This window comes from Salsipaludibacter albus (genome assembly GCF_019798055.1).
GTDB lineage: Bacteria > Actinomycetota > Nitriliruptoria > Nitriliruptorales > Nitriliruptoraceae > Salsipaludibacter > Salsipaludibacter albus.
The window spans coordinates 67,977-82,245 of sequence record NZ_JAHOPH010000012.1 but is presented as its reverse complement, the minus strand read 5'-3'; the positions used below and the strand labels follow the sequence as shown (position 1 = coordinate 82,245).

Below are 14,269 nucleotides of genomic sequence, written 5' to 3'. Positions count from 1 at the left end.
GGCCGTCGGTCGTGCAGGTCGCGTCGCGGGTCGTGGGACCCGGCGTGCACGCCACCTATGCTCCGTGCCGCACGTCCCGACGATCGACCGATCGTCGCGCTCGGACAGAACCAGCGGAGGCCCCGTCATGGCGCCGATCACCCGGACCCCCGTCCGTGCCCGTCTCGCGGGCCTGCTGACGGTCGTGATCGTGCTCGGGGTGGCCGCGTGCACCCCGGAGGAGCGCGAGGACATCGCCAACCAGGTCGAGAGTGCTGTCGACGCGGCCCAGAGTGCCGTTCCCGACGAGCCCGACACGGAGGCACCGGCCACCGAGGCCCAGGAGACCGAGGAGGCCGCCACCGAGGAGCCGGCCACCGAGGAGCCGGCCACCGAGGAGCCGGAGACGGAGGACGCCGTCGAGGAGTCCGACGCGCCGGTCGACGATGCCGACGACACCAACTGGATCCCGTGGCTCATCGCCGCGCTGGTGGCCCTGGCCCTGCTGGCACTCATCTTCGGTGCGATCGGCCGTCGTCGGGACGCCCGGCGCTCGGTCCACGCCCGGATCTCCGAGGACCTCGGCGACATCATCGGGACCGGCCGGTGGATCCTCGACCAGGGGACGACCGAGGCGCTCCGCCTGACCGACCCGAGCCAGCTCGAGCGCAGCTGGCAGTCCACGCGCCAGCAGATGATCGGGATGGAGGAGGACCTGTCCCGCATGCTGGTCGACGCCCAGGGCGACCCGCTGTCCAACGCCCTGAAGTCGTCGTCGGAGGCCTCGGCCGGGCTGCGGTCGGCGGTCGACGCGGACGTGGCGCGCCGGCTCGACCCGTCGTCGGCCGACGACCCCGCCCTGGCACAGTCGATGCGCGACACCGTCCAGGAGCGTCGCACCCACTTCCGCGAGACCCTCGACCGGCTGGCCACCTTCCGGTGAGCTGACCGGGGGCGCCGACGCCGCCGCCGTACCCTGCGGACCTCGTCACGTCCGAGGTCCACCCATGTCGTCCAGCCAGGCTCCACCGGCCCGCGTCCCCCCGGCGGTCCGGGGCCAGCACCCGCTGCGCCGCCTGTGGGTCTATGCGGCCGACCACCGGCCGACCATCCTGTGGGCGAGCTTCCTGTCGGTGCTCAACAAGCTGGTCGACCTTGCACCACCGTTCCTGATCGGTGCCGCGGTCGACGTGGTGGTCCGGGGTGACGCTGCCTGGCTGGGCACCACGCTGGGCATCACCGACCAGCGCACCCAGCTGGTCGCCATCGCCGTGCTCAGCGCGGTGGTCTGGGGGATCGAGTCCCTGGCCGAGTACGGCTACAGCCTCGCCTGGCGCAACCTCGCCCAGGTCGTCCAGCACGAGGCCCGGCTCGACGCCTACGCCCATGTCCAGGACCTCGAGCTCGCCTACTTCGAGGACCAGTCGACCGGCGGCCTGATGTCGATCCTCAACGACGACGTCAACCAGCTCGAACGCTTCCTGGACACCGGCGCCAACCACATCCTGCAGGTCCTCGCCTCGGTGGTGTTCGTCGGCGCGACGTTCGTCGTCCTGGTCCCGGCCATCGCGCCCCTGGCGTTCCTGCCGATCCCTGTCATCCTCGCCGGATCGGTGTGGTTCCAGCGTCGGCTCGAGCCGCGCTACGCGGAGGTGCGTGAACGGGTCGGGCTGCTCAACGGGATCCTGGCCAACAACCTCGGTGGCATCGCGACCATCAAGGCCTTCAGCGCCGAGCAGCGTGAGATCGAGCGCGTCGCGGACGCGTCCGACGACTACCAGGTGGTCAACCGGGGCGCCATCAAGCTGTCGAGCGCGTTCGTCCCGCTGATCCGGATCGCCATCCTCGCGGGGTTCGTGGTGACCCTCTACCTCGGTGGCGTGCAGGCCCTGGAGGGTGTGCTGGCCGTCGGCACCTACTCGGTGCTGGTGTTCCTGACCCAGCGACTGCTGTGGCCCCTCACCCGGCTGGGCGAGGTGTTCGACGACTACCAGCGCGCCATGGCCTCGGTCCGTCGGCTGCTCGACCTGCTCGCGGTCAGGCCCTCGATCCGTCCGGGCACCTCGGCCCTGCCCGACCCGGTCGCGGGCAGCGTGACGTTCGACGACGTGCACTTCGCGTACGCGTCGGGCGGCCCGGTCCTGCGTGGCGTCGACCTTTGGGTCCCGGCCGGCGAGACCCACGCGATCGTCGGCTCGACCGGCGCCGGCAAGTCGACCGTCGTCAAGCTGTTGCTGCGGCTGTACGACCCCGTGGAGGGACGGGTCCTGGTCGACGACGTCGACGTCCGCGACCTGGCCTTCGACGCGCTGCGTCCGGTCATCGGCCTGGTGAGCCAGGACGTGTTCCTGTTCCACGGCACCGTGCGTGACAACATCGTGTACGGCGCACCCGACGCCGGCGACGACGCGGTGTGGCGGGCGGCCGAGCTCGCCGAGGCCGCCGACTTCGTCCGGGAGATGCCCGACGGGCTGGACACGGTGGTCGGAGAGCGCGGCCAGAAACTGTCCGGCGGGCAGCGACAACGGCTGTCGATCGCCCGTGCGCTGCTGCGGGACCCCGCGATCCTGGTGCTCGACGAGGCCACGTCGGCGGTGGACAACGAGACCGAGGCGGCGATCCAGCGGTCCCTGGCCCACGTCTCGCACGACCGCACGACGGTCGTGATCGCCCACCGGTTGTCCACGGTGCGCCATGCCGACCGGATCCACGTGCTGGACCGCGGACGGGTGGTCGAGTCCGGCACGCACGAGGACCTGGTGGCCGGCCGGGGGATCTACGACGGGCTGTGGCAGGTCCAGACCGGCGAGGCCGCGATCCGGCCGGTCCGGACCTGACCTGGCCGCGGCGGATCGAGCCGTGCGGCGGCCCGCTGGCTCAGCGGTGTGACGCCAGCCGGCGGTCGACGAACTTGCCGACCTGGCGCTGCAGGTCGGTGGCGACGTCGTCGGTCGCGGCGTCCAGGTCGGCCTCGTTGGACGTGGCCACGAAGTGGGTCCGGCCGGTCACGGCGATCCACGCCTCGAGGGTGACCTTCTGCTGGACCGAGTCGCGGTCCTTGACCGTGTACTCCATCTCGACCCGGTCGGCGTCCCACCGCGCGAGTCGGCGGTCCAGCTTGGCGGCGAGCCGCTGCGTCACGCGCTCGGCGTCGTCCGCACTCAGCGTGGGTGTCCGCAGGGTGGCGGCCACGGTGGCCTTCTCCGGCTCGTGGGGCGCCGTGCCTGCGTCCGTGTCCGGATCCGCGGGGGCCGTGTCTCGTGACTCGTCGGGCATGGCATCTCCTCGTCGATGGGGGGCCGACACCGTCACGGTGCCGGCGGGCGCCCACCATAACCACGTCCCACGGCGTGCGTGGGTCCGGACGGCCCGGGCCGTGGCGGCCACCCGGCCATAGCCTCGGGTGTGTCCCCTCTCCCCGACGTGAGGCCGGATCGTGACCACCGTCGACCTGCTGGACGGCCTGCTCGAGGCCACCGTGGTGGGCAGCTTCTCGCGCATCGGACCCGTCGTGCGGCGCCGCCTGTACGACTGGGAGGTTCCCGCTGCCGACCTGTCCGGACGCGAGGCCGTCGTGACCGGGTCGTCCAGCGGCATCGGCCGCGAGATCGCGACCCGGCTGGCGGCGCTCGGCGCCCACGTCTGGGTCACCAGTCGCTCCGAGGACCGTGCCGAGGAGGCGGCCGCGCAGGTCGCGCAGGACAGTGGCGGCACGACCACCGGGGTGGCAGTCGACGTCGGTGAGCTCGACCAGGTCCGCGCGTTCGCCGATCGGCTCCGCACGGCCACCGACAGCGTGGACCTGCTGGTGCACAACGCCGGGGCGCTGACCGAGGACCGCCGGGAGACGTCCCAGGGCATGGAGGCCACGCTGGCGGCCCACCTGGTCGGGCCCTACCTGCTGACCCGCCTGCTGGCCGACCACCTGGCCGCGGACGCCCGCGTCCTGTTCATGTCGTCGGGCGGGATGTACACCCAGCCACTCGTGGTCTCGCGCCTGGAGATGGATGAGGACGACTACCGGGGCGCGGTCGCCTACGCCCGGGCCAAGCGGGGCCAGGTCGTGCTGGCCGAGCAGCTCGCCCGCGAATGGGGTCCGACCCCGGTGGTGCACGCGATGCATCCCGGCTGGGCCGCGACCCCCGGGGTGACCGCAGGACTGCCCGTGTTCGATCGCGTCATGGGCCCGATCCTGCGACCGGCCGCCGAGGCCGCCGACACCATGGTGTGGCTCGCGACCGCCGACGAGGCGGCGCGGACCAGCGGCGAGTTCTGGCACGATCGCCGACGCCGTGGCACGGCCTACCTGCCCCGCACCTCCACCACGGACCGCCAGCGACGCCGGCTCGTCCCGTGGCTGGACGCCCGCATCGCCCAGGCCGAAACCCACGCTGACACCCAAGCCGAAGCCCACGCCGAGACCGACCAGGCCTGACCCCACCTGGCATCGAGTGTGCGGCCCACGGCCATCCGTGGCCGCGATCGGCTCACTCGACGGGCGGGGGTCCGGTGTCGACGACGGACGCCACCTCGTCGAGGTCGAGCCCCCACGGGCGCAGGGTGGTCAGCCACCACGTGGCACCGGCCGCGACCCACGGCCGCGGGTCGTCGCCGGGCATGCCCTGCGCGACCAGGTCCCAGCCGTCGAGGTCTCCCCGCAGCTCGCGGGCGGCGGTGACGACCGCCGCGAGGTCATCGGGACCGTCGAGGTCGATCGGGAAGAACCCGTCCAGTCCGACGGCCCGACGCAGCGGCGCCCGGTTCGGGAACCGTCCCGCCGCCCACACCGGGGGACCGGGGCGCTGCACGGGACGGGGGTGGAACACCACGTCGGTGGCGCGGGCGTGGTCGCGCTCGAAGTCCACCACCTCACCGGACCACAGTGCGCGCAGGAGGTCGAGGCGCTCGTCGAGCATGGCGCCCCGGGTGCGCGGGTCGACCTCGTCCCCGAAGTCGGAGAACTCGCCGTAGCCGTCGCCGCCGATCCCGACCCCCAGGACCAGCCGTCCACCGGACAGGCGGTCCAGCGTGGTGGTGGCACGCGCCAGCACGTGGGGTCGGCGTCGGGGCAGTGGCGTGACCAGCGGGCCGAGTCGGACCCGCTCGGTGGCGGTGGCGATGGCGGCCAGCGTGATCCACGGATCGGCCACGGGCAGGTCCGCGCGACCGTGGGGATCGGGTCCGTCGGGGTCGCGCCGGTACACGACGTGGTCCCACACGAAGCAGCCGTCCCAGCCGGCGTCTTCGGCCCGGGCGGCCAACTCCGCGACCACGCCCGGCTCGGCCAGCGGGCCGAAGATCGGGACGGTCAGGCCGGTGCGGACGTCGGTGGTCATCCAGGTGCCTCGTCGCCGGAGTGGAGGGGTGCGAGTGTGCCGTCCGTCCGGGCGGGTTGCGCCCGGGCTGTCGTGTGCGACGACACGGCGAGGGCCCCGGCAGATGCCGGGGCCCTCGGATCGTGCGTGACGCTCAGGCGTCGGTCACTCGTTGAACTTCTCACCGAGTGCGTTGCCGATGTTGCCGTCGACCAGCCACAGCGGGATCTCCTGCGGCCCGATGCCCTGCTCGATCATCGTCTTGATGACCTGCTCCGACTCGGCGAAGCCGATCAGGGCGATGGTGTCAGGGCTGGCGGCGACCGCCTCCTGCACCTCGGCGGCGAACTCGGTCGCGGCCGGGTCGTAGACGATCGGGGTGACCGTGGCTCCGGCCTCCTCGAGCGGCGTCTGGGTGTACTCCAGGAGGCCCTCGCCGTACGGGTCCTGGCGGGTGAAGATCACCACGTTGCTGCCGCCGTCGGCGAGGATCGAGTCCGCGAGGACCCGGCCCTGGAGCACGTCGGACGGAGCGGTCCGGAAGTACAGACCGTTGTCGGCGTAGGTGGTGAAGTCCGGCGCGGTGTTGGCCGGCGAGAAGTGGATCTTGTTCGCCGCGGTGATCTTGTCGATCACCGTGAAGGACACGCCCGACGACGCGGCGCCGACGATGGCGTCGACTCCTGCGGCGAGGTGCTCGTCCACCGTCTGGTTGGCGATGTCGGTGTTGGTGTCACCGGAGTCGCCCTGGGTCAGCAGCATCTCCTGGTCGAGGACACCACCGGCGTCGTTGACGTCGTTGGCGGCGAGCTGTGCACCTGCGAACTCCGGGGGGCCGAGGAACGCGAGGTCCCCGGTCTCCGGCAGCAGGGTGCCGACGTGCAGCTGGCCGTCCGAGTCGCCACCGGAAGCCTCCGGCGTCGCCACGTCCGTGGGCAGCGCGTCCTCGGAGATCTCGGCCTGGCGGAACTCGGTCAGCGAGTCGTCGATCTGGTTGTCCGCGCCGTACTGCAGGATGGCGAAGCTGGCAGAGGTCGGCTCACCGGCGGCGGAGAACGCGTACGGGCCACCCACACCGTCGTAGTCGATGTCGGCGCCGTCGGCGATCATGGTCTTGCACTCCTCGAAGGAGGTGCAGACATCGCCGTCCTTGGTGACCCCGTTGATCTCGCTGGCCATGGCCAGCGGGTCGTCGGTGCCGGCGACCTCGGCCGCGAGGGCGAGGATGATCACGGCGTCGTAGGTCTCACCGGAGTAGGAGTAGTCGGTCAGCTCCGGGTCCACCTCGAGGAGGCGGTCACGGAAGTCCTGGGTGATGTCGGCGGACGGCAACGTCCCCCGGACACCCTGAAGCACGCCTTCTCCCCCCGTGGTCTCCGAAGCCGCAGCGGTCTCGGACGGCATCTCCGAGGCCATTTCGCTCTCGGTGGGTGCCTCGGTCTCCGCAGCGCCGGTGGTCTCCTCCGACGTGGGATCTTCTTCGGCTCCGTCGTCCCCGCCACAGGCGGCGAAGACCAGCGCTGCCGCCCCGACGAGGGCGACTGCGCGAAGTCGTCTCTTGCTGGTCATGTTCTTCCTTGCGTCTGCGCCGCCGGTTCCGGCGTGCGGAAGCCTATGATAGTGATAGTTGGATGGCATGCCGCCAACCGGTGCACGGTGGGCGCACGGGGCACACACACGTCCCGGGCGGGGCGTGGCCGAGGTGCACCTCCATGGGGCGAGGTTCGGGGAACCGACACGGACAGTGTTCGGAAGGCGGGGATCGCAGTGACTAGTCTGCCCGCAGGCTGCTGGCAGGCGAGGCCCAGGGAGGAACATGAACACGATGACCGCTGACCGGGGGGCGTCGAAATGGTCCTGGCGCCATCGACTGCTCCTGCTCCTCCTGCTCACCGTGACGCTGGGATCCCTGCAGATTCCCGCCATGGCACAGGACGAGGGACCGGAGCTCGGCTTCCAGGGCACGTTCACCAACCCCGAGGGCGAAGACGGGCCCACCCCGGTCGAGGGCGTGCGGGTCGAGGTGACCGACGCCGACGGTGCGGTCGTCGGCGAGGCCGTCTCCGACGCCGAGGGGGCCTGGACCGTCGAGGTGACCGACACCGGTGAGTACACCGTCACCGTCGACGTCGAGTCGTTCCCCGACGACGCGAGCCTGCGCAACCCCGACGAGCCGTCGCGCACGCTGACGGTCAACCCGGGCCAGGTGCGGCCCGTGCTGTTCCCGATCGGTGAAGGGCCGGGACCGGGTGCAGACAGCGGGTTCGACCTGCGGCTGGTCCTGCAGCTGTTCGTCGAGGGCATCAAGCTCGGCCTGCTGATCGCGATGATGGCCATCGGCCTGTCACTGGTCTTCGGCACCACCCAGCTGGTCAACTTCGCCCACGGCGAGCTGATCAGCATCGGCGCCGTGATCGCCTACTTCTTCAACGTGACCATCGGCATGCACCTCATCCTGGCCGCGATCCTGGCGATCATCGCCACCGCGGGTGCCAGCGCCCTGATGGACCTGGGCATCTTCCGACCACTGCGCAAGCGCGGGGTGGGGTTGATCGCCCAGTTGGTGATCACCATCGGCCTGTCGCTGTTCCTGAGGTACGGCCTGCTGTACGTCTTCCGAGGCGATCCACGTTCCTACGGCAACTACAACATCCAGCGCGGCATCGAGATCGGACCGATCGTGCTGCCGCCCAAGGACATCTGGTCGGTCCTCATCTCGATCATCGTCCTGGTCGGGGTCGGCCTGGTGCTCCAGAGGACCAAGATCGGGCGGGCGATGCGGGCGGTCTCGGACAACCGGGACCTGGCCGAGTCGTCCGGCATCGACGTCCAGCGCGTGATCCTGATCGTGTGGGCCGTCGGTGGTGGACTGGCCGCCTTCGGCGGGATCCTGTGGGGCCTCGGCGAGTCGGTCAGTTGGATCATGGGCTTCCGCCTGCTCCTGCCGATCTTCGCCGGCGTGATCCTCGGCGGCATCGGGACGGCCTACGGCGCGCTCGTGGGAAGCCTCGTCGTCGGGGTCTTCATCCAGATGTCGACCCTGGTCATTCCGTCCGAACTCAAGAACGCCGCCGCGATGGTGGCCCTGATCCTGATCCTGGTGGTCAGACCACAGGGCATCCTCGGTCGCTCCGAACGGGTGGGTTGATCCATGGACTGGGAAGTCATCTTTCGCAACGCGATCCTCGCGGGCATCTCGCGCGAGGCCGCGGTCTACGCCATCGCCGCGGTCGGGCTCAACGTCCACTTCGGCTACACCGGACTGCTGAACTTCGGCCAGGTCGGGTTCATGTCGATCTCCGCCTACGGGGTGGGGATCTCCATCACGCAGTACGGCGCCCCCGTGTGGCTGGCGTTCATCATCGGCCTGCTGGCCGCCGTGTTCCTGGCACTGCTCCTGGGGGTCCCGACCCTCCGGCTGCGTGCGGACTACCTGGCGATCGTCACGATCGCCGCGTCCGAGATCATCCGGCTGACGTTCAGATCCGTGGCACTCACCGACTGGTCGGGTGGCTCGAACGGGATCAATGGCTTCGCCGACGGGTTCTACGTCTGGAACCCGTTCGATCCATCCGTTGCCTACGGGTTCGGTTCGGTGAAGGTGTTCGGCAACCAGGCCTACATCATCATCGTCGGCTGGACCCTGGCGGTCCTGGTGACGCTGCTGGTGTGGCTGTTGATGCGCAGTCCGTGGGGCCGGGTGCTCAAGTCGATCCGTGAGGACGAGGACGCGGCCCGGGCCCTGGGCAAGAACGCCTACTGGTACAAGATGCAGTCGCTGATCCTGGGTGGCGTGCTGGGCGGTCTCGCCGGGATCGTGCTGTCGGTCGGCCAGTCCACCGTCCAGCCCGACGTGTACTCGCCGCCGGTCACCTTCTTCATCTGGACGGCCCTGATCCTGGGTGGCGTGGGCCGGATCTGGTCGCCGATCTTCGGCGCGGTGGCGTTCTGGATGATCCTGTCGCTGGCCAACAACGTGCTCGACCAGGCGACGCAGGCAGGGATCGTGCCGGCGGCCGTCACGGCCGGGGTCCGGGGAGGCTCGATCCGGTTCATGATCGTCGGACTCGGGCTGATGCTGCTGATGGCCTTCAGACCCCAGGGCGTGTTCGGTGATCGCAACGAGATGATGTTGGCGGACCGATGACCGAGGACACCATGACGACCACCGACCATCCGGGACGGATCCCGACCGACGGCATCGAGGCGGTGCCCGGGTCGTCCAAGCCCGACCCGATCCTCGAGGTCGACACCATGGTCCGCCAGTTCGGCGGGCTGCGGGCCGTGGACGTCGAGCACCTCGAGATCCAGCGCCACTGGATCACGGCCCTGATCGGGCCCAACGGTGCCGGCAAGACCACGTTCTTCAACCTCCTGACGGGCTTCGACACCCCCAACGAGGGGGCGGTCGAGTTCAACGGCGAGGCCATGCCACGACGCATCTCGCCGAACAAGCTCGCCCGCCAGGGCATGGTGCGGACCTTCCAGCTGACCAAGTCGCTCACCCGGCTGCCGGTGATCGAGAACATGAAGCTCGGGGTCAAGGAGCAGCGGGGTGAGCGGTTCCTCCCGGCCCTGATCAAGCCGTTGTGGAACGAGCAGGAGGAGTCGATCGAGGAGCGCGCCGACAAGCTGCTGGTGCGCTTCAAGATGGACCACATGCGTGACGAGTTCGCTGGCACCCTCTCCGGGGGCCAGCGCAAGCTGCTGGAGATGGCGCGGTCGCTGATGACCGATCCCGAGCTGGTGATGCTCGACGAGCCCACGGCCGGGGTGAACCCGGCCCTGACCCAGTCACTGCTCCAGCACGTCACCGGGCTGCGCGACGAGGGGATGACCATCATCTTCGTCGAGCACGACATGGACGTGGTCCACGAGATCGCCGACTGGGTCGTGGTCATGGCCGAGGGCAAGATCATCGCCGAGGGCACGCCCGACGCGATCTCCAAGAACGAGGCCGTGGTGGACGCCTACCTGGGCTCGCACCACGACTCGGACCTGACCTTCGACGACGAGGGCGACGTCATCCGCGGTGACGAGGGTCAACCGGTCCACGACGAGCCTGACGTGGTCCACGACGACGAGCGTGAGGTAGCCCACGACGACGAACGTGACGTGGCCCACGACCACCGGGCGGACGACGCCCACAACGAGGACGGAGCGACCACATGAGTGACATGGAGACCGTCGGCGGCGGGGTCGAGATGCCCGACACGCCGGTCATCGTCGAGGTCAAGGAGGTCGTGGCGGGCTACGTCCCGGAGGTCGACATCCTCAACGGCTGTGACCTCACCCTCCACGAGGGCGAGATCGTCGGGATCGTCGGGCCCAACGGCGCCGGCAAGTCGACCTTGCTCAAGGCGCTGTTCGGGTTGATCCCGGTCCGCTCCGGGGACGTCACCTTCCGTGGCGAGGACATCGCCGACAAGCCCGCGCACGAACTGGTGGAGATGGGGATCGGCTACGTGCCCCAGACGGAGAACGTCTTCCCGAGCCTGACCATCCGCGAGAACCTGCAGATGGGCTGCTACCTCGACCAGAGCAAGTTCTCCCGGCGCCTCGAGTCCACGATCGAGACCTTCCCACGGCTGGGGGAGCGGCTGGACCAGCGGGCCGGCGCGCTGTCCGGCGGTGAGCGCCAGATGCTGGCGATGAGCCGTGCGCTGATGATGGACCCCGAGGTCATGCTGATGGACGAGCCGTCGGCCGGCCTGTCGCCCGACCTCCAGGACGAGGTGTTCATCAACGCCAAGCGGATCAACAAGACTGGCGTGTCGATCATCATGGTCGAGCAGAACGCCCGCCGGTGCCTGCAGATCTGTGACCGCGGGTACGTGCTGGACCAGGGCCGCAACGCCTACACCGGTGGTGGTCGCGACCTGCTCGACGACCCGAAGGTCATCGAGCTGTACCTGGGGACGCTCGCCAAGGCCTGACGGACCACCCCACGGACACCGGCCCCCGCTTCGGCGGGGGCCGGTCTGCGTCCACCCGGGTCCAGCGTGGCAGGACTTCGTTCGCGGGCCGCACGAAGACTGTTGACTTTACGATCGTACAGTTGGATACTCCTCCGTCAGTGGGGCCGACGGCCCCGCGGTGCCGTCCCCCACGAGGGGCGGTTCGGGGCGTCCGACGGGGCAATCCCCTGGGCTCGCGCGATCCGAGGCACCGGACCGGCCGCGCCTCCGGCGTGGACCCCAAGGGACTGTGAGGCCCCGATGACATCCCCCGCACGCACCTCCGCACCGACGCTGCGCCGATTGCTCGGCGTGGTCGTCCTCGCGCTGGCCGTCGCCCTGGCACTGCTGCCGGGCACGACCGCCAGCGCGGAGGATCCCCCCGCCGTCGACGGACCGTCCCTGGTCACCCTGTCCATCCCCGATCGAGCGACCCTCGACGTGGTGGCGGACTCCGGGATCGACCTCGACCATGACCTCGAGCCGGTCGGATCCGGCTACGAGGTCACCGGTGTCGTCTGGCCCGACGACGTGTCCGACCTGCGCGCCCGCGGTGTCGGCGTGACGGTCAAGAAGACCGCCGCCCAGCTCGAGGCGAGCCGCGAGGCGCTGATGGACGAGCGCGAAGCGACCATGTCGGCCGAGGCCGAGCTGGCCGACGCCCTCGCGATCGAGGCCACCGACACGGTCGTCATCGCCCGTGCAGACCGCTTCACCTCGCTGGGCACCCCGTACCTGTCGGTCGAGGCCAAGAGCACCGACCTGAACACCGTGACCCTGACCGTGGAGTGGGACGCCGGTGCGGGCACCGAGATCGGTGACGGCGGCAGCACCACCCTCCAGGCGTTCAACGACGCCGGCGAGTACCAGTACCACCGGCGCCAGATCAACCTGTCTGGCGGGGCGGAGTCCCCGACCCGTGTCCGCGTGACCAGCTCCAACGGTGGCTCGGCCGAGGCCGACGTGACCGACTGGCTGGGCGAGCCGACCAAGGACAACTCGCCGACGTACTTCCAGGGGTTCCTCGACCACTACCCGGACGTCTACGAGACCAACGAGATCCTGGCCGACCTGCACGAGCAGTTCCCGGACCTGACCGAGATCATCGAGCTGCCCTACGAGACCAACGGCTACCGACGCAACGCCCAGCAGCTGTCCGGCGGGGCCACGAGCCAGCGCGTCGGGGTCGACTCCCATGCCTGGGGCCACGAGGGTGGCAACGACCTGACGATCGCCTACGTCGCCCCCGGCACGGCGAACGCACCGCTGTCGGTGTCGGTCTCGGGTGACGACATCACGGTCAGCCTGGCCACCGACGGCGCCGGCGTGGTGACTTCCACGGCGGCCCAGGTGGTGGCGGCGCTCAACGCCTCGCCGTCCGCCTCGGACCTGGTGGTGGCCTACACCTATCGCGGCAACAGCGGCGCAGGCGTGGTCGTCCCGGCCGGCCCGGCCCAGCTGGACGACGGGCTGGACGCGCCCGAGTACGTCGAGCGCGAGCCGTTCCAGCCGCTGATGCTGCGCATCGGCAAGCACCGTGACGGCTCGAAGACCGGCGTCATGACCTACTCGCAGGAACACGCCCGCGAGTGGCAGACGCCGCTGGTCAACCTCGAGACCGCGCACCGGTTGCTGTACAACTACAAGACCGATGCCGAGACGAAGAAGATCGTCGACAACCTCGACATCTTCATCGTCCCGACGGTCAACCCCGACGGGCAGCTGTACAGCTACTACGACTTCGCGTCGCAGCGCAAGAACATGACCCGGTACTGCGGGATCGGCCAGAGCAACGACTTCAACGCCCGCGACCAGTGGGGCGTGGACAACAACCGCAACTACACCATCGGCAGCCTGTTCGACGGCTACAACGGCGCGTCGACCAGCTGCACGTCCGGGACCTTCGCCGGACCGGCCGAGCTGTCCGAGCCGGAGTCGGCCAACATCCACTGGATCCCGGGCGAGTACGACAACATCAAGTTCGCGATGAACATCCACAGTTCGGGCAACTACTTCATGTGGTCGCCGGGTGCCTACGTCACGCCGGGTCGCGAAGTGCTGCCACGGCCGAGCCTGGGGACCGAGGACTACTTCTTCGCGGCGTCCGAGGACATCCTCACCGAGATCCACGAATACCGGGGGCTGACCGTGACGCCGGCTCGGACCGGGCCGATCGCCGACGTGCTGTACTCGGCGGCGGGCAACTCGGGGGACATGCTGTACTACGAGTACGGGCTGTACGCCTGGAACTTCGAGGTCGGCACGTCCTTCCAGCCGCAGTGGGACGAGGCGTACAACCAGATGATGGAGTTCTCCAACGGCGTCGTCGAGCTCTACGACGTCGCCAACGACTGGACCAACGACGTCCGGCCGCCGGAGAGCTCGATCAGCCCGCCCGGGGGACGCCACAGCGGCCCCGTCGCGCTGACGTTCACGACGTCGGAGCCGGCGGACGTCTACTACACCCTGGACGGTTCGGCGCCGACGCTGGCGTCGACCCAGTACAAGTCCGCGGGCGTGCGTGAGGGCGGCGAGGAGATCATGATCGACGCGACGACCACCGTCCGGTGGTTCTCCGTCGATGCCTCGGGCAACGTCGAGAAGGGGTACGTGCCGGGTCGCGGAAACAACGCCCGCAAGGCAACGATCACGATCGGCTGAGCCTCACTGCACCGGGTGTCGGCCCGGGCCGGGAGCAGCACGCTCCCGGCCTGGGCCGACACGGTTCGCCCTCGTTCCATCACCGCCGGGATGGCTGGCCGTGCCACGTGGCCACACCGGGAAACATGGTGTGCATCGAGGTTTCTGCACACGTTCGGACGCCAGTCGCACAAAGCCTGTTGACCAGTCGTCACCGTGCGTCTTTACTCGGACGACTGGGGTCGTCGACCCCGGTGATGCCGTCCTCGAACATGGGGCGGGCGGTGTCGAGGTCCTCGGGCCGGGGCAGGTTGCTCGGGGGCACCGGCGGTCCGAGGCGTCCTGACGTGGTCGCCGTCGTGCGGCCACCGGCACTGT

11 protein-coding genes are annotated in these 14,269 nt (G+C 69.8%); 8 read left to right on the top strand and 3 right to left on the bottom strand.

The window, feature by feature from the left end:
* Positions 1–127: 127 nt before the first annotated feature.
* Both KR546_RS09475 and KR546_RS09470 read left to right on the top strand, forming a co-directional pair.
* A complete protein-coding gene (locus KR546_RS09475; protein ID WP_238444459.1) occupies positions 128–922 on the top strand; it encodes a hypothetical protein in 795 nt (264 codons plus the stop codon).
* 64 nt (positions 923–986) lie between these two features.
* Positions 987–2,816 carry an ABC transporter ATP-binding protein gene (locus KR546_RS09470; protein ID WP_238444458.1) on the top strand — a complete coding sequence of 610 codons (1,830 nt, stop codon included), beginning with the start codon at positions 987–989 and terminating at the stop codon, positions 2,814–2,816.
* Between the two features lie 40 nt (positions 2,817–2,856).
* On the opposite strand, the gene KR546_RS09465 is transcribed toward KR546_RS09470, so the two are convergent.
* Positions 2,857–3,255 (bottom strand): HPF/RaiA family ribosome-associated protein, encoded by a 399-nt coding sequence (locus KR546_RS09465; protein ID WP_238444457.1) that lies wholly within the window; start codon positions 3,253–3,255, stop codon positions 2,857–2,859.
* A 160-nt stretch (positions 3,256–3,415) separates the two neighbouring features.
* Here KR546_RS09465 and KR546_RS09460 point away from each other — a divergent pair, with 160 nt between their 5' ends.
* A complete protein-coding gene (locus tag KR546_RS09460) occupies positions 3,416–4,414 on the top strand; it encodes an SDR family NAD(P)-dependent oxidoreductase (RefSeq protein ID WP_238444456.1) in 999 nt (332 codons plus the stop codon).
* Between the two features lie 52 nt (positions 4,415–4,466).
* Here KR546_RS09460 and KR546_RS09455 read toward each other — a convergent pair whose 3' ends face one another.
* Together KR546_RS09455 and KR546_RS09450 are read right to left on the bottom strand one after the other, a co-directional pair.
* Positions 4,467–5,315, bottom strand: a complete 849-nt coding sequence (locus tag KR546_RS09455; RefSeq protein ID WP_238444455.1) for a TIGR03619 family F420-dependent LLM class oxidoreductase — start codon at positions 5,313–5,315, stop codon at positions 4,467–4,469.
* 144 nt (positions 5,316–5,459) lie between these two features.
* A complete protein-coding gene (locus KR546_RS09450; protein WP_238444454.1) occupies positions 5,460–6,863 on the bottom strand; it encodes an ABC transporter substrate-binding protein in 1,404 nt (467 codons plus the stop codon).
* A 256-nt stretch (positions 6,864–7,119) separates the two neighbouring features.
* Here KR546_RS09450 and KR546_RS09445 point away from each other — a divergent pair, with 256 nt between their 5' ends.
* From KR546_RS09445 to KR546_RS09420, 5 genes are all read left to right on the top strand, one after another.
* The gene (locus KR546_RS09445; protein ID WP_238444453.1) at positions 7,120–8,442 is read left to right on the top strand and encodes a branched-chain amino acid ABC transporter permease; all 1,323 of its coding nucleotides are present in this window, start codon (positions 7,120–7,122) and stop codon (positions 8,440–8,442) included.
* Positions 8,443–8,445: 3 nt separating this feature from the next.
* Complete coding sequence (locus tag KR546_RS09440) at positions 8,446–9,441, top strand: branched-chain amino acid ABC transporter permease (protein WP_238444452.1); 996 nt, start codon at positions 8,446–8,448, stop codon at positions 9,439–9,441.
* An 11-nt stretch (positions 9,442–9,452) separates the two neighbouring features.
* Positions 9,453–10,466, top strand: a complete 1,014-nt coding sequence (locus tag KR546_RS19225) for an ABC transporter ATP-binding protein (protein WP_274387875.1) — start codon at positions 9,453–9,455, stop codon at positions 10,464–10,466.
* Between the two features lie 32 nt (positions 10,467–10,498).
* Entirely contained in the window at positions 10,499–11,230 is a 732-nt protein-coding gene (locus KR546_RS09425) for an ABC transporter ATP-binding protein (protein WP_420804251.1), read from the top strand.
* A gap of 282 nt (positions 11,231–11,512) precedes the next feature.
* Positions 11,513–13,912 (top strand): M14 family metallopeptidase, encoded by a 2,400-nt coding sequence (locus tag KR546_RS09420; protein ID WP_238444451.1) that lies wholly within the window; start codon positions 11,513–11,515, stop codon positions 13,910–13,912.
* Positions 13,913–14,269: the final 357 nt, after the last annotated feature.

Bases quoted from the DNA above. Each gene is read 5' to 3' on its own strand.
- KR546_RS09475 (WP_238444459.1), top strand. From the start codon at position 128: ATGGCGCCGATCACCCGGACCCCCGTCCGTGCCCGTCTCGCGGGCCTG.
- KR546_RS09470 (WP_238444458.1), top strand. From the start codon at position 987: ATGTCGTCCAGCCAGGCTCCACCGGCCCGCGTCCCCCCGGCGGTCCGG.
- KR546_RS09465 (WP_238444457.1), bottom strand. From the start codon at position 3,255: ATGCCCGACGAGTCACGAGACACGGCCCCCGCGGATCCGGACACGGAC.
- KR546_RS09455 (WP_238444455.1), bottom strand. From the start codon at position 5,315: ATGACCACCGACGTCCGCACCGGCCTGACCGTCCCGATCTTCGGCCCG.
- KR546_RS09450 (WP_238444454.1), bottom strand. From the start codon at position 6,863: ATGACCAGCAAGAGACGACTTCGCGCAGTCGCCCTCGTCGGGGCGGCA.
- KR546_RS09445 (WP_238444453.1), top strand. From the start codon at position 7,120: ATGACCGCTGACCGGGGGGCGTCGAAATGGTCCTGGCGCCATCGACTG.
- KR546_RS09440 (WP_238444452.1), top strand. From the start codon at position 8,446: ATGGACTGGGAAGTCATCTTTCGCAACGCGATCCTCGCGGGCATCTCG.
- KR546_RS19225 (WP_274387875.1), top strand. From the start codon at position 9,453: ATGACGACCACCGACCATCCGGGACGGATCCCGACCGACGGCATCGAG.
- KR546_RS09425 (WP_420804251.1), top strand. From the start codon at position 10,499: ATGCCCGACACGCCGGTCATCGTCGAGGTCAAGGAGGTCGTGGCGGGC.
- KR546_RS09420 (WP_238444451.1), top strand. From the start codon at position 11,513: ATGACATCCCCCGCACGCACCTCCGCACCGACGCTGCGCCGATTGCTC.